Source organism: Lentilactobacillus farraginis DSM 18382 = JCM 14108, from assembly GCF_000583655.1.
Lineage (GTDB): Bacteria > Bacillota > Bacilli > Lactobacillales > Lactobacillaceae > Lentilactobacillus > Lentilactobacillus farraginis.
Genome location: NZ_BAKI01000046.1, coordinates 1 through 18,788 on the forward strand (window position 1 = coordinate 1; position 18,788 = coordinate 18,788).

The 18,788-nt window shown below is 44.1% G+C and carries 17 protein-coding genes and 2 pseudogenes; 8 read left to right on the forward strand and 11 right to left on the reverse strand.

The window, feature by feature from the left end:
* Nucleotides 1–31 precede the first annotated feature (31 nt).
* Nucleotides 32–2,306, reverse strand: a pseudogene (locus JCM14108_RS11770) (ATP-binding cassette domain-containing protein).
* A 337-nt stretch (nt 2,307–2,643) separates the two neighbouring features.
* On the opposite strand from JCM14108_RS11770, the gene JCM14108_RS11775 reads away from it, so the two are divergent.
* From JCM14108_RS11775 to JCM14108_RS11790, 4 genes are all read left to right on the forward strand, one after another.
* Entirely contained in the window at nt 2,644–2,973 is a 330-nt protein-coding gene (locus JCM14108_RS11775; RefSeq protein ID WP_152536948.1) for a hypothetical protein, read from the forward strand.
* A gap of 23 nt (nt 2,974–2,996) precedes the next feature.
* The gene (locus tag JCM14108_RS11780; protein ID WP_035181057.1) at nt 2,997–3,380 is read left to right on the forward strand and encodes a hypothetical protein; all 384 of its coding nucleotides are present in this window, start codon (nt 2,997–2,999) and stop codon (nt 3,378–3,380) included.
* Between the two features lie 65 nt (nt 3,381–3,445).
* Entirely contained in the window at nt 3,446–3,868 is a 423-nt protein-coding gene (locus tag JCM14108_RS11785) for a hypothetical protein (RefSeq protein ID WP_152536949.1), read from the forward strand.
* A gap of 24 nt (nt 3,869–3,892) precedes the next feature.
* The gene (locus tag JCM14108_RS11790; protein WP_035181060.1) at nt 3,893–4,237 is read left to right on the forward strand and encodes a hypothetical protein; all 345 of its coding nucleotides are present in this window, start codon (nt 3,893–3,895) and stop codon (nt 4,235–4,237) included.
* 121 nt (nt 4,238–4,358) lie between these two features.
* Here the strand turns inward: JCM14108_RS11790 and JCM14108_RS11795 are convergent, their stop codons facing one another.
* The 6 genes from JCM14108_RS11795 to JCM14108_RS11815 form a co-directional block, all read right to left on the reverse strand.
* Complete coding sequence (locus JCM14108_RS11795; RefSeq protein ID WP_035181061.1) at nt 4,359–4,892, reverse strand: DUF3278 domain-containing protein; 534 nt, start codon at nt 4,890–4,892, stop codon at nt 4,359–4,361.
* Complete coding sequence (locus JCM14108_RS11800; protein ID WP_035181062.1) at nt 4,882–5,085, reverse strand: helix-turn-helix transcriptional regulator; 204 nt, start codon at nt 5,083–5,085, stop codon at nt 4,882–4,884. Before JCM14108_RS11800 ends, JCM14108_RS11795 begins: the two co-directional genes overlap by 11 nt.
* Nucleotides 5,086–5,278: 193 nt before the next feature.
* On the reverse strand, nt 5,279–5,869 hold the full coding sequence (locus tag JCM14108_RS11805) for a GNAT family N-acetyltransferase (protein WP_035181063.1): 591 nt from the start codon (nt 5,867–5,869) through the stop codon (nt 5,279–5,281).
* 135 nt (nt 5,870–6,004) lie between these two features.
* On the reverse strand, nt 6,005–6,796 hold the full coding sequence (locus JCM14108_RS11810) for a DUF1003 domain-containing protein (protein WP_035181065.1): 792 nt from the start codon (nt 6,794–6,796) through the stop codon (nt 6,005–6,007).
* A gap of 146 nt (nt 6,797–6,942) precedes the next feature.
* Nucleotides 6,943–7,116 carry a hypothetical protein gene (locus tag JCM14108_RS14855; RefSeq protein WP_169790414.1) on the reverse strand — a complete coding sequence of 58 codons (174 nt, stop codon included), beginning with the start codon at nt 7,114–7,116 and terminating at the stop codon, nt 6,943–6,945.
* A 160-nt stretch (nt 7,117–7,276) separates the two neighbouring features.
* Complete coding sequence (locus JCM14108_RS11815; protein ID WP_035181066.1) at nt 7,277–8,152, reverse strand: RluA family pseudouridine synthase; 876 nt, start codon at nt 8,150–8,152, stop codon at nt 7,277–7,279.
* Between the two features lie 315 nt (nt 8,153–8,467).
* Between JCM14108_RS11815 and JCM14108_RS11820 the strand changes: the two genes are divergently transcribed.
* The 4 genes from JCM14108_RS11820 to JCM14108_RS11835 all read left to right on the forward strand — a co-directional run bounded on the left by JCM14108_RS11820 (nt 8,468) and on the right by JCM14108_RS11835 (nt 13,628).
* Nucleotides 8,468–9,826, forward strand: coding sequence for an FAD-dependent oxidoreductase (locus JCM14108_RS11820; protein WP_035181067.1), 1,359 nt, complete (start codon nt 8,468–8,470; stop codon nt 9,824–9,826).
* A 314-nt stretch (nt 9,827–10,140) separates the two neighbouring features.
* Entirely contained in the window at nt 10,141–11,772 is a 1,632-nt protein-coding gene (locus JCM14108_RS11825) for a hypothetical protein (RefSeq protein WP_235807171.1), read from the forward strand.
* A gap of 41 nt (nt 11,773–11,813) precedes the next feature.
* Nucleotides 11,814–13,199: a hypothetical protein gene (locus JCM14108_RS11830; RefSeq protein WP_035181069.1), complete on the forward strand. Its 1,386-nt coding sequence runs from the start codon at nt 11,814–11,816 to the stop codon at nt 13,197–13,199.
* A gap of 99 nt (nt 13,200–13,298) precedes the next feature.
* Nucleotides 13,299–13,628, forward strand: coding sequence for a heavy metal-binding domain-containing protein (locus JCM14108_RS11835; protein WP_035181070.1), 330 nt, complete (start codon nt 13,299–13,301; stop codon nt 13,626–13,628).
* Between the two features lie 88 nt (nt 13,629–13,716).
* Here the strand turns inward: JCM14108_RS11835 and argD are convergent, their stop codons facing one another.
* The 4 genes and pseudogenes from argD to argC form a co-directional block, all read right to left on the reverse strand.
* Nucleotides 13,717–14,880, reverse strand: coding sequence for an acetylornithine transaminase (argD, locus tag JCM14108_RS11840; RefSeq protein ID WP_035181071.1), 1,164 nt, complete (start codon nt 14,878–14,880; stop codon nt 13,717–13,719).
* Nucleotides 14,881–14,895: 15 nt separating this feature from the next.
* A complete protein-coding gene (argB, locus tag JCM14108_RS11845) occupies nt 14,896–15,645 on the reverse strand; it encodes an acetylglutamate kinase (protein WP_035181072.1) in 750 nt (249 codons plus the stop codon).
* A 13-nt stretch (nt 15,646–15,658) separates the two neighbouring features.
* Nucleotides 15,659–16,864: pseudogene (gene argJ, locus JCM14108_RS11850) on the reverse strand (bifunctional glutamate N-acetyltransferase/amino-acid acetyltransferase ArgJ).
* Nucleotides 16,865–16,952: 88 nt separating this feature from the next.
* Nucleotides 16,953–17,981 (reverse strand): N-acetyl-gamma-glutamyl-phosphate reductase, encoded by a 1,029-nt coding sequence (gene argC / locus JCM14108_RS11855; protein WP_035181073.1) that lies wholly within the window; start codon nt 17,979–17,981, stop codon nt 16,953–16,955.
* Nucleotides 17,982–18,788: the final 807 nt, after the last annotated feature.

Sequence of the window (18,788 nt, forward strand, 5' to 3'; positions counted from 1 at the left end):
GGGTAGCCAATTTCCAGACTGACTGAAAAAGCTAATCCATTTTCAAGGCCCCCTTTAAAGCTGCCCCTGTATAGGAATCCGGCTGTTTTAAGATACCAGCCGGTTCACCCGCATACAGAATTTGGCCGCCATACCGGCCGGCATCCGGGCCAACGTCAATCAGCCAGTCAGCCTGCGTCATAACCGTCAAATTATGTTCGATCAAAATCAACGTGTTTCCTTGAGCAATCAGATCATCGAACAAAACCAGCAGTTTATCAATATCCTGCATGTGCAGTCCAGCCGTTGGTTCATCCAAAAAGATCATATTCCCCCGGCCACTTAGCTGGGTTGCCAATGACAAACGCTGCAGTTCACCGCCGGACAGGGTAGTTAGCGACTGGTTCAACTTCAAGTACCCCAAACCTACCCGCTGGAGGTCGTGAATTCGTGGGCCAATCACCTCGTCGGCTGCGAAATTTTCGCTGGCCTGGTCAACACTCATTTCCAGAACGTCCGCAATTGTGTGGCCCTGGTAGCGATAACCAAGTGCTTCAGGACTATAGCGTCGTCCATGGCAGGCTTCACAAGTTTGAACCACCGGATCCATAAAGGCCATATTGGTAATCGTCACGCCTTTACCCTTGCACGTTGGACAGGCGCCCTTGCCGTTGTAACTAAACAAACTGTTGGAAACGTGATTGGCTTTGGCAAACCGCTGGCGGATCTTATCAAAAATCCCTAAATAAGTCAGTGGCGTTGACCGCAAATTAACACTGGCCGCCCGCTGGCTTAAGTTGATGACCGGCGATTCAAGACTGTCCATTAATGCTTGAGCGAGCGAACTTTTACCCGAACCGGCCACCCCCGACAGGACGGTCATCACCCCAAACGGAACTTTAACCGAAACATCTTTTAAATTGTGGGTCCGCAAATGAGTCCGCTCAAGAAAGCCGTCAGCAGCTTGACGGGGCGCTTTAAGTTTATAGCCCCGCCGCAGGAACCGACCGGTTAGCGTATCCGATGCCGTTAACGCCGCAAACGTGCCGGTGAACGTTATCCGACCGCCGTCACTGCCGGCAACCGGGCCAATTTCTACGGCGTAATCAGCCCGGTCATCATTAGTGGATTATGCTCCACGATAAGAATCGTGTTCCCCTGGTCCTTTAATTTGGTCAGGGCCTGCTTAACCAGTCGGATATCGTGGGGATGCAACCCGACACTGGGTTCGTCAAGGATATAGACCAGATCCGACAACGAACTGTTTAGATACTTGGCAATCTTAATTCGCTGGGCTTCCCCACCGGAAAGGCTGTTGGTCCCCCTGTCCAACGACAAATACCCCAGACCGATGTCGATTAACGAGTTCAGCATGGTGGTTAGTTCCCGAATAATCGAAGCAGCCAGTGGGTCCTTGATGTGGCTTAGAAAAGTTACGACTTCAGAAAGGGTCAACCCACAAACGTCCGCAATATTTTTACCGTTAATATGATTTGAGCGAACCAACTCATTCAAACGGGTGCCGTGACAGTCAGGGCATTTTTTATGCGTCACTACTTTAGCAATCTCGCTCGGTGATGCTTGGCTTCGGCCTTATGTAAAATCGAACGACGAATTCTGGGGATAATGCCTTCGTACAAAGCCGTTTTGTGCCATGCCGGCGGCGCGTCGTGAAGCTGTTGCTGAGGCGCGTACATGAGCAGTTGCCATTCTTTGGGTGAATAGTCCTTTAACGGCTTGTCGTTATCGAACAAGCCGCTATCCGCATAGCGCCGCCATCGCCAGGTATTAACGCCAAAACTGACAAAGGTAATGGCCCCTTGATTCAACGATTTATTCTTATCCACCAGTGCCGCTTCATCGATCTCATCGACATAGCCGAGCCCCTGACAGGTCTTGCACATCCCCTGGGGCATATTAAAGGAAAATGTATCCGAATAACCGATAAAGGGTTGACCGACCCGTGAAAACAGCAGTCTTAACAACGAATAAATACCGGTATAGGTAGCAACCGTTGACCGGGCATTTTGACCAATCTTCTTTTGTTCAATTACAATTGCCACCGGCAGATGGTCAATCGAAGAAACAGCCGGTTGGCCGTACTTCGGCAGGTATTGCTGCGTAAAACTGGGAAAGGTTTCGTTTAATTCCCGTCTTGATTGCGCGGCAATGGTATCAAAGACCAAAGATGATTTACCGGCGCCGGACAACCCGACAAATACTGTCGTCCGTTTCTTCGGAATCCGAATATCGATTCCTTTAAGATTATTCTGACGGGCCCCGTGAACAACAATTTCGCCGTCCGCAAACAGTGCTTTTTCCGACATGTCAAAACTCCCCTTCATTAAATTAAGTCCATCCAGTATAGAACAGAATTATTAAACTATTCAAGTTGAAATATGAAGAAATTATGAACTCAATCCCCTAAATTTGAATAAATTAAGACGTTTGTTTGAAGAAAGTGTGACTTTTTTGAAATGCTATTGTGGCCTAACTAATCATATGATAAGGTGCTTATTGCATGATCATGCAGCGCTTTTTCGAACAAGTAACTTTATTTTGGTAAACTAAACGACAATTTTAGAGAGGTGCCAATTAATAATGAACAATGAACCGCTTCAAGTTACCGGCGAACATTTGTCAAAAGCTGAGAAGTTGCAACTAATGTATGGTGCAATTGAAGATTTTGAAAGTTACCTTGGTCAAACACCACAACGTTACCTCTCCTTTAACTCACTTTGCTTATTGTCCGGCATCACCCCAACTGATCGTGATAAAATATTGCACGGTTTCAAAGAGTTGGTGGCTAACCACAAAACTAAGCTGACTGATTTGCCAAAATTTGGAAAAATCACTTCTTCTTTTGGCGATAAATGGTCAGGGTCTGAAATAGTAACAATTCACTATATCAATGCAGCGGCCAATTCATCAATCCCGGAGTTAAAAGGACTGGCGGACAATCTTTTAAAACATACAAAACTCAATCTTCAATAAGTAATTGAAAGGAAAATCACGGCATGAAAACACACACTTATCTGGATTTATCAGACGATGAACGAATGACCTTATTACAAGGTGCGCTGGAAGATTTGGAAAATGTTCTTGGTACAACCCCATTAACGCCAATTTCAGCCAACCTATTATGCCTTAAATATGGAATCTCGCCTCACACCCGAGATAAAATGATGTTGGCTTTTAATCGTTTATCCGAGGATCATAAGCTAAACACTTCATATTTCCCGGAATATCGAAAGGTTGTTGAAAAATATGTAACAACCAATAACCCCGATCAAATAACAATGAAGTTTCTTAGCAGTTTTGCTAATTTCCCGGTTTACCAGTTACAGGGACTTGCCAATCATATTCAATCATATTTCGAAACAGAATTATCAAATAAATAGCGCGCCAATGTCTTATAGAAATACGCAAATTCCCATTATGGTTATCGATTTCATGGCAAAGCCGTGTGGTTAAAATTAAAAGGATGTTAGATAAGATGAACAACGAGTCGTTTCAAGTTACCGGAGATCATTTATCAAAAGCTGAAAAGTTAAAATTGATGTATGCCGCAATCGAAGATTTTGAGGATTATCTTGGCCAAACAGTACAACGTTGTTTTTCTTTGAACTTACTTTGCTTATTGTTCGGCATCACCCCAACTGATCGCCATAATATATTGCAAGCTTTCAAGAAGTTGGCCGTCAATCACAAAACTGATCTGAGTGATTTACCGAAATACCAAAGAGCCATTTCCTCTCCCGGAACCAAATTCTTAGATTCTCAAGAGATAACAATTCAATTTATCACCGCAGCGGCTAATTCATCACTCCCGGAGTTAAAGGGACTGGCGGATAATCTTTTAAAACATACGAAACTCAATCTTCAGTAAGCACATTGAAAGGAAAATCACGGCATGAAAACACACACTTATCAAGATTTATCAGACGATGAACGAATGACTTTATTACAAGGCGCGCTGGAAGATTTGGAAAATGTTCTTGGTGCAACCCCGTTAACGCCAATTTCAGCCAATCTGCTCTGTCTTAAATACGGAATCTCCATTCACGCCCGGGATAAGATAATGTTGGCTTCCATTCGTTTATCTGGGCACTACAAACTAGAATTTTCGGACTTTCCCGAATATCGAAAGGTTGTTGAAAAATATGTAACAACCAATAACCCCGATCAAATGACGCTGAAATTTCTTAGCAGCTTTGCTAATTTCCCGGTTTATCAATTACAGGGACTTGCCAAATAAACAATAACCATTACTTAACAAAAACGTTTAGGCTTTTTCCATTCCGGAAATGCTTAAACGTTTTTTCTACTTCAATTAAGTTTCCAAGCTGACTTAACCAGTCAAAATAATCTATCTTTTTTCATTCTCGAATTCGCTTGGTCCTTTTCATATCGTACGCAAACATAAGCACGCCAAAAAGTACACCGGCTAACAGCCATCTAACAAGCTCATGAATAGATGTTAAAGTTTGTATCGGCCGAGTACCGTCAATAAACCAGTTGGTTATCGACGTAAACAGAAACATGGTTATGCCGAAGTAAACGGCTCGGCCTATTCCGTGTATAATGTTTCGCTTAACGGCATCAGCATAATTCTGTGACCTAACCTCTTTATCGGCCAGATGTAATCTGTTAGTTGCAACTAACACATACCCATTTATGCCATAAATTGGGACAATTATATTTGAAAATACAAGAATCCAAAAAGCATTTTCCAAATGCTGAATCGAAATAAGCAGCACAATCAATGTAGATACCAGAAGATAACTAACCAGCATTAAATAAGCATTGCTGCCAATTCGATTAACTTCCTGTCTGGCATGCTCATCCAACACACCGGGAATCCCATAAAAATGTTTGATTATTTTTGTACCAAAAGTCTCTTTAACTTTCATTATCGTCAACCTCCCAAAACAACGTGTTCAAATCCGTTCCCAACACTTTAGCAATGCGAATGCATAAGTTTAATGATGGATTATACTTATCATTTTCAATCAAATTAATCGTTTGTCTGGCGACACCTATTTTTTCCGCCAAACTAAACTGTGATAACTTTTGCTTCTTTCGATATTCTTTAACGCGATTCACAGCACCATCCCCACTATTTTTAAACAATTCCCATCAATGGTTGTCGTTCCGATATGTCATATATATGTGTCATATTTTATATTGTTAATATAAACCGCTTCTCCAGAAATGTCAACTATATATGACATAAAAATCAAAAAAACAGCCATAACAATGCTTTGCCACGGCTGCTTAAACTATTTACAGTATATTTTTAAACGTACAGCACGCTTGGGTCCTTTGCCGGTTTCTGCATGTGATGATACCAATGATCACCAATCATCTGCGCGCCCACCGTCTTAAAACCTTTTCGCGTGTATAATTTTTCTGCTTCGGGATTTTCCAAATCAACGTTCAACCCAATAACTGATTTACCGTCATTTAATGCCATCCGGGGAACGGCTGCCAGTAACTTACTGCCAATGCCGTGCCCCTGATAGTTCGGATCAACGGCAATCGAATCCAAATACCATTCATCGGTATTGGTTTCTGAATCAGGAATATAGGGTTGTTTAAAGTCAGCACTTTGCTTGGATAAATTAATCAGCACCTTGTTGATATCATCCTCATTTTCGCTGGGGTAACCAAAGACTACCCCAACAACTTGACCATCGGCCTCGGCCACCACCGTGGATGCTTTATCACAAAGATAAGTCTTTGTCTGATAAGCCCTGGTGATGACCTTGGCGAGTCCAGGTTCGGGGACGTCTTCTAATTCATCAAGCTGCATTTCATCAAAAATAATATCGATTAGCGGCGCTATCTGGCCCGCATCATCCTGCTGTGCTTCTCTTACGGTTATCAAAAAAATCCTCCTAAATGTCATCGTGTTTTCAGATTGTTACATTATATCTTACATAATCCCGTGATTTTTGTCAAAATCGCGGTTTGCTGAAAACACCTTTCCAATAGGAATTTTAATTAATAATCATGTGTACTGCTATTCTTTGGGAGTTGTTTTTTGACCGGTTTTCATTTCTTTTTCATCAGATTGATTATCTCCTGAAAAAGTTGCTTGATTTCGATGCAATTGATCCAATTCATTTCGAATTTGGCCTAAAATTTCAATTTCTAATTTCTGAATTTCAAGCGTGTGGGGCAATTGGTTTTGCGTTAAATTATCCAATTTAGCGTGTAAAATCCGCAGTTCATGTTCAGATTTCAAATTAACATGATAATCATTTTCTGAATTCATCCGGTCACGATCGGCAGCCCGGTTCTGGCTCATCATAATGATTGGTGCTTGAATGGCCGCAATACAGCTTAAAGCCAGGTTGAGTAAAATAAACGGAAACGGATCAAATTTAATCCCGAAAATCCCGGCACCATTGACAAACATCCAGGCAACCAGGACAAAGGTGAAAACGCCGATAAATCCCCAACTACCACCAAACCGGGCAACAGCATCGGAAACCCGTTGGCCAAATGTCAACGTTTTCTCCAGATTTTCGTTAACATCAACAATTTCATAATCATCGCTTTGCATTGCCCGGGTAAGCCGACGATTAATTTTTCGGGTCTGCTTAACATCCGATCTGACCATCCCATCAACCCGCATTAATTGGTATTTTAAAAGATCATGATCACAGATAAAGTCGGTTACTTTGGCAGAAGGATAATCACTCTTAATCAGATTTCTGGTTGCCGGTTCCAAATCCTTGAGATATCGACCATCAATGACCATATGCTTTTGATGGTCAATAAAGCAGATTGCTGTTTTTTCTTCAGCCATGTGAAAATGCCCCCCTGATTTTTAATTTTTAAATATTTTATTCACCAAAAACGGCTTACCAATATTATATCAGTAAGCCGTCTTGATTCATTTAATTATTTTCCAGTCGTTACAAGGAGAACTTCACCCAACCCGGAACAATCAAATTATGCCTTAATCAAATCGTTTTTGGCTTTGGACAATGCTTCCTTAATCGCCTTGATATGTTTTTGGGCTTCTTCATCGTCCTGGTTTTCTTTTAACCAGCTAAGCACAGAAACGTTGTTTTCCAGTTCCGCAATAATTTTTTTGACCGTCCGATCGGTCTCTTCGGTAGACATAGTTAGTCTCCTCCTTAATTTGATACCGTTATCATAACGTGAAGCCCACCAAACTTCAACCAGAACGGCTTCAATTTTAGGCAATTCTCATGATCTTTTTGCTGGCGTGGCAAACTCCTTGATTTAACAACGTTACGCATTGAGCAAGATGAGGATTTCTTTAATTTAGAAGTGCGGTAATGTCTACCGACAGTGGGCTTTTAAATGCTAACGGCTGATTAGAAAACGGGTCATCAAAAGCTAACATAACCGCGTGAAGCGCCTGGCGGTTAATTCCCAAATCCATTGGTCCATTATATAATTGATCGCCTACCAAAGGATGGCCAATCGACGCAAAATGAACGCGAATCTGATGCGTTCGACCGGTATGCAGGGCCACTTCAACCAAAGTCATTTGCGACAGCCGCTGTTTAACCCAATATTCGGTATCCGCAGACCGACCTTCCGGCGAAATCAACTGGCCAAAACCATCGGGGTCCTTGGCAATCGATTTTTGAATCCGACCATGATCGGGAAGCCCAGTCCCGCTGACAATCGCCAGATAACGCTTTCGCAATTGTTTTTGAGCCAACAATTCATTGGCCAAACTATTGGCCAGCCGATGCTTGGCAATCAACACCAAGCCACTGGTAAACCGGTCCAAGCGCGTAATGACGTGGGGAACCAAATCTACCGCGCCGGCTTTACTCAAATAACCTTTAACCCGATTAACCAGACTATCATCTCGATTCGCCGGCCCCGGGACCACAGTCAGGCCCGCCGGTTTGTCAACAACCAGCCAGTTGGCATCTTCATAAACGACTTGAATCGGCTGCTGACTAATGGCAACATTCGGATCTTGACCCTCTGGCGGCAAAATCACCGTCACGCGATCACCGGTCACAATTTGAACCGGTAAATGAGTCGGCTGCTCATTCACCAGCAATCGACCATTAACTCTAATATCCTTATACATCCGGTGACTAATCCCGTGACCGTGCAAAAATTTCTTCAATGTTTCCGGCTCAACCGATCGTTTTTGCCAAGTAAATTTCAACTTTAGCCCTCTTCTCGTAAGTTAATCAAATCCAAGTATACCTGCTAACCATGATTTTACTCAATATAATTCGTTTTAATGGTTATCTCTTAACCAAATTATATAAATATATGATAATTGAAAATAGAAACTATCAAAATAAATAATATTTTCTTTAAACCCCTTCATGACGTTTACAGCAGCCTTCTCAGACTTTAAAATGTGCAAAATTGAATTTTACCGCAAATAATTGGTTGACATCAATTTAAAAATCTGCAAAAATAAATTCATCGACTAAGTTTGTGAAAAAGTTTATTTGCTAAAGGAGAATTCTAAATGAAAATTGCTGTCATTGGTTGTACCCATGCAGGGACCTTCGCTGTTAAGACTATTCTATCAGAACATCCCGACGCCCAGGTAACTGTTTACGAAAAAAATGATAATATTTCTTTTCTTTCGTGCGGAATTGCACTATATCTCGGCCAACAGGTCAAAGATCCGCAGGGACTATTCTATTCCAATCCTGAAGAATTGAAGACGTTGGGTGCCAACGTTAAAATGAATCACGAAGTTACCGACGTTGATCCGGAAGCCAAAACCATCACGGTTACTAATCTGACTGAAGGAAAACAGTTTACGGATACTTACGATAAGCTGGTTGCCACTACCGGCTCGTGGCCAATCATGCCACCAATTCAGGGCATTGATAACAAAAACGTCTACCTTTGCAAAAACTGGAACCATGCTCAGGAACTATTCAAGACCGCACCTGCTAAAAAGCGGATTACAGTTGTCGGTGCCGGCTACATTGGTGCCGAATTGGCTGAAGCGTACAGTACTACCGGCCATGATGTAACCTTAATCGACGGTGCCGACCGGGTGATGAGTAAATACTTTGACCGCCAATTCACTGACGTGGTTGAGCAAGACTATAAAGATCACGGGGTAACCTTAGCGTTAGGTCAGCAAGTGACTGGTATTTCCGGCGACGATACCGTTACCATTACCACAACCAAGGGCAGTTATGAAACCGACCTGGTTATCATGTGTGTCGGCTTCAAACCAAACACAAGCCTGTTCAAAGGTAAGCTGGAGATGCTCAAAAACGGCGCCTTGATTACCAACGCGTACATGCAGACTTCCGACCCGGATATTTATGCCGCTGGTGACAGCGTTGCCGTTCACTACAACCCAACGAACAGCCCGGCTTATATTCCACTGGCTACCAACGCTGTTCGCCAAGGCATCTTGGTGGGCAAAAATATTGAGCAGCCAACGGTTAAATACATGGGCACCCAATCTTCTTCAGGCCTAAAACTTTACGACCGCACAATTGTCTCTACCGGTTTAACGATGGCTGCCGCAAATCAGCAGGGAATCAACGCTGCGGTCGTGACAATCACCGACAACTATCGACCGGAATTCATGCCAACTACCGAACCGGTTTTGATGAGCCTGGTTTATAATCCGGAAAACCGTCAGATCCTCGGTGGTACTTTGATGAGTACCTATGATGTTTCTCAATCCGCCAATACCCTGTCGGTCTGCATCCAAAACCAGAACACCATCGATGATCTGGCAATGGTGGACATGCTTTTCCAACCGCAGTTTGACCGTCCATTCAACTATTTGAACATCCTTGGTCAAGCGGCCCAGCAGCAGTTGGCACAACAAGCTGATTCTGTTAAGGCCTAATCAACCAAATTACTGCACAAATTAATTGTATGCAATAAGAACTATCTTAAAACGCTTTCACATGAATTCTTTGTCAATTAGAAAGTGATACGTTATAATATTGACTGCATGGTGATGACGATCTTCTAAACCACATTAGGCGTCTCACAAGTGCACTTGCCGTTTCTCATTTAGAGAAGCGGTATATTTTTTGGCTTTTTTTCGATGTAAAGACTCCGTAAATGTCCTGTAAAAGTTTTGCCAATTCCATTTATCCAACCTGATTTCACGGTATCATCAAAACGTACTCAAGAAATCGTTTGGAGGTTTATATTTTGAATAAGTTTAAATGGAAATACCCATTCATGCTCAGTCTCGCCAGTCTCAGCCTTTTTTCCGCAGGTTATCTGTTAACCCCTTCTCAAGTTGCAGTTGCCCACGCTTCTCAGCAAATTAAAAATGATCAGAAATTAACCACCGATCCTCAGAAGTGCAACGTGACTTTCTCGGGAACAACCGCGCTGTACACCAAACCAGCATTCAAAAAAGGTGCTCAGGAAGTCATCAGTAAAGTCGCCCTAAAGTCGCTGGCCAAATCCGATTCTTCAGCCGACAACTTTGTGGCTTATCGCCAAGCCGTTACCACTACCGGTCAAACCTATTATAAAATTGTTTCATTTGACGGCCAATATCGCGGTTGGATTTACGGTGGCAAACATGCCGGTAAATTTGCCGGCGGTCTAAAGCCCTTCACGACCTTTAAGGAGATTCCATTATCAAGCAATTTAAGTAAATACACGTTTAATATTGCGGCGCCGGGATTAAACAACGACGGTAAAAGTGTTACATACACCGAACCCCTGAATACCGTTTACGGGGCCGGGCGAACCGTTGGCGATGCCGTTGCTTATAAAGATGCCGCCTTTAAGGTTGACAAGATGGGAACCCGAACCCGCGAAGGCGATACCTGGGTTCATATTACCAGCACTGATCCAAGTGCTGCCAAAGCCAACGGTTGGATTTTATATAAAGGACTTTCTCAAGCAGAAGATCCCCGCTCACAAGACGCAATTCGAATTGACCTAGTTAACAGCAAGGGGCAGCTGATTAAGTACATCGATTATAAAAAATCAGGCGCTCAGTCAGGTCAAACCCTGGGCAGTTCTTATTCAAATGACGGCACAATGGTCTGGTTACTGGGAGCTTCCGACCAACGGAAAATCCAGGATGCTGTCCGGGATGCTTTAAACGGTACCGGCTACGCATTGGACGCACTTTCAATCAACCAAACAGGCTATCTATCAGAAGCCACTTTTGGTGGTAAAACTTCCCTCACCGCTTTGCCGGCTGATCCAATTCCCGACAATGCCGTCCGTGTTAACATCGAAGATCAAAATGACGCGGTCATTGGCAGTTTCGACTACACCCGGGATGGTGCAACTGCCGGTCAGACTTTGGGAACCTCATCCCAACTTTCAAGCGATGACCAAAACGCGATTCAAAGCGACATCAAAAAAACGCTTAAATCAACCGGTTACGCCTTAACATCACTTTCCCCGGATCAGGTGAGCCAACTGGCCAACGCCGGCTTTGGCAGCAGCGTTTATCTAAAAACAACTACCAGGACAAACGAAATTGCCGACAACGCTGTCAGAATTAATTTGGTGGATTCGCAAACCAAGAAAACGATTACTTCATTTGATTACACCAATACCGACGCTGACGATCCGGCACCAAAGGGTTCCAATTTGGGAGTTGTTTCCGGTGACAACTGGTCGCTTAAGCCTGAAGACCAAACAGCGATTACCAGTCAGGCCAATGCCGCATTGGATGGGACCGGCTATTCACTGACCGACAATAAACTTGCTAACGCTGATTTGGCAGCCCTTAGCGCGGCAAAATTCGGCAATGCCGTCAACGTCAGTGTTTCCGCCAATAAACAGGCACCCCAAACAGCTTCAAAATAGGAATTGCTTTCATACATTTATCGAAGGGATGATTATCCATTATGCGAACTCGTTTAAACCCAATTTGCTTACTTTTACTGGCTTTTGTCAGCTTGATTTTTCTGACTCAAACCGCTTCAGCCGATGTCATTGACGCGCCGGACCCGGCTAACGATATTCCCCAAGTTAACGCGGGAAACGTTTTAACAGACTATACCCAAAAGGATCTTAACGTGATCGACAATCAAACGCCCAAGGGGAACATGGATCGTAAATACGATGAACGAATCATCGACGAGGATCATCCGGGAACGGTAGAATCCTACCAAACTACCCCGGACAGTACCTTGCAAACGTCCCTGCAAACCAAACTATACCTGCCGGACGGCTTTAATGTAACCAATTATCAGCATGGTAATTTCCAAAGCGTTACCCTGGATGATTCAGGTAATATTTATTTTATCGAGTCAAACGGCAGTGATACCAATTTAGGTGTCATTGTTAAATACAATTTGGCTGAATTAAATAAGCTGGGTGCCGGTTCCGACCCAATGCTTGTCTGGAACGCTTTCAACTATTTCAACCCTTACACACCGGACGGCATCTCCCATAATCAGCAGTACGAAGCCATTTATGATCAACTAAAAGCTCCTCAGGCCGACTTAAAGCAGGCCAAGTCCCAAGCAAATCAACTTCAGACCACCATTGGTCAAAAAAATGGTACCAAGGCCGATCGTAAAAAATTGGCAGCCCTCGACAATCAAATTGACACGGATCAAAAACAAATCAAGTCGGTTAAACAGCAGAATGCGGATCTTTTCAAATACGCGGCCGTTGCCCAGGCAGCCCAACTCAGCCCGCAGGTTGATATTGGTCACGGTCAAACATTATCCTTTAATCCACAAAACAAACATCTTTATATCGTTGAAGACAATACGCTTACCGATTTGAAGAATCGTGATCAAGATAATAGTGTCCTGGAAATGACAGCCGATACTTTAAAACCGCTTCGTCAATACAACTTTAAAATGTATCACGGTAAAACGGCCAACCTGCAGCTGCATACCCTGACATTTGATAAACGGGGAAATGCTTATTGGGGTCGAAAGAACGGTCTGGGCTACATGTTCTTTTACGGCCGGCTTGATCAGCACGACGTCCAATTCCAAGCTGCGCCGACCTACTTCAAAAACCGGGGTGGCTCACCTAATCAGGGTGTCAGTTATAATCCGGCCAACGACCGGCTCTATTACGTCACTGATGATATCTTAACCTCGATTCCAACCCAGGCGGTTCGTGACGGCAGCTTTACCGCCAACGATATGCATTATATGGCCTTCACGTCCAAGCGGGAATGTGAAAGTTTAACCTTTGATCAGCAGGGCTATGGGTATCAATTGATGCTTTGGCCAGCTGAAATTTTAAAATCCAGCACACCGTTGAATTAAATTAGCAGAATTTAACCGGCATCATCGCTATTCGGACGGTAACCCCGTATAATAAGATTAAAGATGCATCTTTAACTACTATTCAGGAGGATTATCTACATGAGCGATAAAAGCTTTATTATTACCACTACCGAACATATTCCCGGCAAAAATTACGAGGTTATCGGTGAAGTTTTCGGCTTAACCACCCAGTCAAAAAACGTTGTCAGAAACATCGGTGCCAGCCTAAAGAATATCGTCGGTGGTGAAATCAAAGATTATACCAAAATGTTGGACGAAGCCCGCGAAGTTTCCGTTCAACGATTGCGGGAAAATGCCGAAAAGCTGGGTGCCGATGCCGTTGTCATGATGCGCTTTGATTCCGGTTCAATCGGTGCCGATATGCAGTCGGTTGCTGCGTATGGCACAGCGGTTAAATACACAAATTAATTAAATCTTTTGACATGCCAAGAGACGGCGTTTCGCCAAGTGCTTATTCAGCACGCGAAACGCCGCCTCTTTTATTTTTTAGTCAAGCTTATTCGACCAAAGAATTTACCTGATCATTCTGTTTTTGAAGCTCGGCTTGAATCAGTTGAACGCCAGTCAATAAATCGGGTTCACTCATGACCAACGGCGGCAGCAGCCGCAATGTATTGTGTTCGGCAGCCAACGTCAGCAATCCCTGTTGCTGCAGATCGGCAATCACGTCACCGACTTTGACATTCTTGTTCAAATGAATGCCAATCATCAGCCCTAAACCACTGATGGCTTTAACAATCCCCAATGGGGCAACCCGTTCTTGAAGGGCTTTAAAAACCACCTGACTTTTTGACTGAACGGTTTTTAAAAAATCGGGCGTCAGCTGTTGGAGAACACCCTTAGCCGAAGCCAAGGCAATCTTATTGCCACCAAAAGTCGTCCCGTGAGAGCCCGGGCCAAAAGCAACAGCCAATTTCTTTTTCCCAAGCATGGCGCCAATTGGCAAGCCGTTACCCAGGGCTTTGGCACAGGTAACAATATCCGGATCAACATTAAAGTGCTCATAGGCAAATTTGGTACCGGTTCGACCAATGCCGGTTTGAACTTCATCGATAATCAGTAAGACGCCCTGATCATGACACTTTTCAGAAACCGCCTGCAGCCAATCAGCTTTGCCGGCAACGACACCGCCTTCGCCTTGGACAACCTCAAGAATCACAGCCGCATAATCTCCCGTAATCTGATCAATTGCCGCTGGATCATTGTAGGCGGCAAACGCAATGCCGGGAACCAGTGGTGCAAAGCCGCTTTGAACGTCGGGATTGCCGGTTAACGACATTGACCCGTATGTCCGGCCGTGAAAACCATTTTTAAACGCCAGTACCTTAGCTTTACCTGTATATTTTCGGGCCAGTTTAAAGGCCGCTTCATTGGCTTCTGTTCCGGAATTGCAGAAGAACGCCAACATGCCGGCCGGCGCTACCATTTCAGCCACTTTATCCTGCAGTTCACTTGGATAAAGGTTTGACGTATGCCAAATTTTTCCCAGCTGACTAACCACGTTTTCCTGAATCAATTCATTGCTGTAGCCAAAACTGCAGACACCGATCCCGCTGGTAAAGTCAAGGTAGTCCTTACCGGTATTATCCACTAAATGCCAGTCATAACCGGAAACCAACTCCATTGGAAACTGCTGATACGTTGGAAAAATATGCTTCATTATTAAGTCACCTTTCTAACCGACTAACTGACTTTTCAATAAAGTCGTGCCGGCACTTTGTAGTTTGTTTGTAATCGTTACTTTTTCAACCCCGTTTTGAAGGGCGTCAAAAGCTGCCTGAATTTTCGGCTGCATCCCTGCCGTAATAAGTTTCTCTTTAAACATATGAGTTGCCTTCTGCTTGGATAAACTTGAAAGCACGTGATCTTTAACCATCACGCCGGGAACATCGGTTAATAAAATAAATTCTTCAGCGCCCAGCATTCTGGCAATCCCGGCAGCTGCGACATCACCATTGACGTTTAGCAGGTGGCCGGTCGGATTAACTGCCAGCGGCGCCATCACGCCGATATGCGTTTTTAAAGCCGCTGCTATGTAATCCTGATTAATATCAGTCAGCTGACCGACTTCGCCAAATAATTTTTGATTTAAATAATCACCGTAAATGATTGGCTGACCGGTTGCGTTCAGCCCCAAAGCCGGTAAATCACTTGCCGTGACTTTCTGACACAGCATGGGCTGGACCAGGCCCAACAATACCGCCTGCGTGACTTTAAGGGTCTCTGAATCAGTCACCCGAATGCCGTTAATTTTCTTTACTGTTAAGCCGAGTTTCTTACTCCATGAAGAAATTTGTGGGCCCCCACCATGAACAATCAGAATTTGTTTACCGGCATCATGCCAAGCATGAAGCTGCGCGAAGAATTCCGGTGAAAGTTGGTTGGTCGCGTGACCACCAATCTTAATAACAATTGTTTGCGCCATCTCCGCCACCTCCTTAGCTTCTGTATGAGGCGTTGATTTGAACGTATTTATAAGTCAAATCACAACCCCAGGCCGTGCCTATAGCGCTGCCGGCATTCAAGTCAACATCAATTGTTACAACTTTTTCGGCCAATGATTTCGTAACCGCAGCTTCATCGTAATCAGTTGCTAAACTATTTTGAACCATTTGAATACCATTAATTGCTACGCTGACACCGGCCACATCCAAATGGGCGGTTGTTTGGCCAATCGCCTGCATAACCCGGCCCCAGTTGGCATCAGCCCCGAAAATCATGGCTTTTACCAAGTTGGAACCAACGATGGCCTTGGCAACCTGTTGGCCTTCCAAGTCGTTATAGGCACCGGTCACATTGACTTCCACCAATTTGGAAGCCCCTTCGCCGTCTGCCGCGATTTCTTTAGCCAAATGACTCAAAACCAACTTAAATGCCTTAACAAAGGTCGGATAATCCTCGTGGGTTGGTGTCAATGCCTGGTTCCCAGCCTGGCCGTTTGCCATCGTCACCACCATGTCGTTGGTAGAGGTATCGCCATCAACCGTGATTTGATTAAAAGTCTGATTGACGGTTTGGCTTAAAAGCGCCTGCAGCTGATCACCTGCGATTTTGGCATCGGTCGTTACGAATCCGAGCATCGTGGCCATATTGGATGAATCATCCTGATCCCTTGCAGAAGCCCGTGATGGTGACTTTCTGATTGTCGATTAAACACTGAACGGTAATTGTTTTGGCGTGGGTATCAGTTGTCAAGACCGCTTTGGTCACCCCGTCATGCTTCGTCAACCCTAACTGAGCAATGCCGCTAACAATTTTATCAAGCGGCAGCTGTTCGCCAATCACGCCGGTCGAGGCCACGCCAACCATCATCGGGTCGATTCCCAGCTTATCGCGGCTGCCTGCTGCATTGCCATCGCATCGTGGGTCCCCTGAACACCAGTACATGAGTTGGCATTCCCACTGTTCATCACCATTGCCTGTAGTTGATGATCTGAGTTGATCGTCTGTTTGGTTAAGGTTGTCGGTGCTGCTTGAAATTGATTGGTTGTATAAACACCGGCCGCGGCTGCCGGAACCTTTGACACCAGCCAACCAAGATCGTCAGCCGTTTCTTTTAAACCCGCGTGACCAGCATCCGCGTAAAAACCTGCCGGCCACTGAAATGTGCTTACTTTAATGGAACTTTCACCTGTTACCTGCATAATCTCGTCTTCCTCTCACTTTATTTCATCTAAAAAATAAGAATGAAATTTCCTGATTTTTCTATTTCGCTATTGTTAGTGTGAATTTTTAAATTAACGCTGGTTGGAGTGCCAACCCGGCCGTTTCGGGATAGTCAAACATCTGGTTAAGGTTTTGAACAGCTTGGCCGGCGGCCCCTTTCAGCATATTGTCAATCACGCTGTCAATCATGACAATCTTTGTTTCCGGATTATAAGCCAAACCGATATCACAGTTATTGGTACCAACAACCTGTTTAATTGTCGGTAATTCCGTATCCGTAAAATGAACGAATGGCTGCTGATCGTAAGAGTGATGATAAGCCTGTTCCAACTGTGCCTGGTTGACGCCTGCGTTTACCCGGGCATAAATGGTACTCATAATCCCCCGGGTAACCGGAATCAGGGTTGTCATAAACTGAATCGTCGAAACATGTTGATCCCACTTCTGAAGTTCTTGGACAATTTCTGGAATATGCTGATGCTGATTAGGCTTGTAAATCTGAAGATTATCGTTAGCTTCCGTAAAATGAGTCGAAGCCGATAATTTTTTCCCGGCACCCGATGTTCCGGATTTGGCGTCCACGATGATACTGTTAACATCAATCAACTGCTTTTGAACAAGCGGTGCCAGTCCCAGAAGTGTTGCTGTCGCGTAACAACCCGGATTGGCAACGTACGTCTGTCCCTTAACGGATTCGAACTCTGCCAAGCCATAATGCGCTTGTTGGAGTGACTTTTCCGGTGCAGCCGGTTTGTGATACCATTTTTCATATTGGTCTCTGGTATTCAACCGCAGATCTCCCGATAAATCAATCACCGGAAAATGATTATCCAGAAAAGGTTGGCTTGCCTTGGCCGTTACCCCAGCCGATGTCGCAAAGAACACAACGTCATTTGCCGCCATAATTTGACTTGGTTCGTACGGCTGAACTTGAACATTTTCATATTTAAACACCGGCGCCACACTCGCCAAATCAGCCGGCGCGGTTAACTTATGATCATAAATATTTATTTTTTTAATATTTGGATGGCCTTTTAATAATTGATAAAGGACCATTCCGGCGTAACCCGTTACGCCAACTAATGCTGCTTGCATTCAATCGCCTCTGTATTATTCACTCAATGTGAATATTAATGAATTGTGAATAGATTACATCTTCATGAGACAAAATGCAATAGTTTTTAGCAATATTCATTAATTTTATTTAAATGATATTTTTATTCATGTTTAATCAACCATTTTAATCCACTTCAGTTCCTGTTGCGCCACCATATTATTCGTTATAATCGTATATTAAGATAATTTTATGTATAAAAATAACGGGTGGGCATTCGACCCATCCGCTATTTGTGTTTGCCGATGTTAGTAAAAAATGGTGGTACTGCTATCTTTCAAGTTCAGTGGCGAATAAACGCCTTACACGCCGGGTGCTAATCGCTTAGCTCTGCACACTTTCTTAGGACTGCTCTGCTAACCCACAAGCCTGCATGTAAGGGATTTATTTCAAAAACCCAAACCCAGGGTTTCCGAAATAAACGCCTTACACTCCGGCTTGTCCCGGGTTAGCTCCGCACACTTTTTTAGGACTGCGCCGCTAAGCACAAACCTGCATGTAAGGGATCCCTTTCAAAAATCCAAACCCGGGATTTTCGAAACGGACGCCTTACACTCCGGTTTATACCGCTTAGCTCTGCACACTTTCCTTAGGACTGCTGCGCTAAGCAATGCCACTGCATATAAGAGATCGATTTGAAAAATCCAAACCCGGGATTTCCCAAATCGACGTCTTATATTCCGGGCATTAACCGCTTAGCTCTGCACACTTTCTTAGGACTGCGCCACTAAGCAGCACCGCTCCATATAAGAGATTGATTTGAAAAATCCAAACCCAGGATTTCCCAA

Coding starts and splice junctions, on each gene's coding strand:
- JCM14108_RS11775 (WP_152536948.1), top strand. CDS start 2,644: ATGTATGGTGCAATTGAAGATTTTGAAAGTTACCTTGGTCAAACACCA.
- JCM14108_RS11780 (WP_035181057.1), top strand. CDS start 2,997: ATGAAAACACACACTTATCTGGATTTATCAGACGATGAACGAATGACC.
- JCM14108_RS11790 (WP_035181060.1), top strand. CDS start 3,893: ATGAAAACACACACTTATCAAGATTTATCAGACGATGAACGAATGACT.
- JCM14108_RS11795 (WP_035181061.1), bottom strand. CDS start 4,892: ATGAAAGTTAAAGAGACTTTTGGTACAAAAATAATCAAACATTTTTAT.
- JCM14108_RS11810 (WP_035181065.1), bottom strand. CDS start 6,796: ATGGCTGAAGAAAAAACAGCAATCTGCTTTATTGACCATCAAAAGCAT.
- JCM14108_RS14855 (WP_169790414.1), bottom strand. CDS start 7,116: ATGTCTACCGAAGAGACCGATCGGACGGTCAAAAAAATTATTGCGGAA.
- JCM14108_RS11820 (WP_035181067.1), top strand. CDS start 8,468: ATGAAAATTGCTGTCATTGGTTGTACCCATGCAGGGACCTTCGCTGTT.
- JCM14108_RS11830 (WP_035181069.1), top strand. CDS start 11,814: ATGCGAACTCGTTTAAACCCAATTTGCTTACTTTTACTGGCTTTTGTC.
- JCM14108_RS11835 (WP_035181070.1), top strand. CDS start 13,299: ATGAGCGATAAAAGCTTTATTATTACCACTACCGAACATATTCCCGGC.
- argD (WP_035181071.1), bottom strand. CDS start 14,880: ATGAAGCATATTTTTCCAACGTATCAGCAGTTTCCAATGGAGTTGGTT.
- argB (WP_035181072.1), bottom strand. CDS start 15,645: ATGGCGCAAACAATTGTTATTAAGATTGGTGGTCACGCGACCAACCAA.
- argC (WP_035181073.1), bottom strand. CDS start 17,981: ATGCAAGCAGCATTAGTTGGCGTAACGGGTTACGCCGGAATGGTCCTT.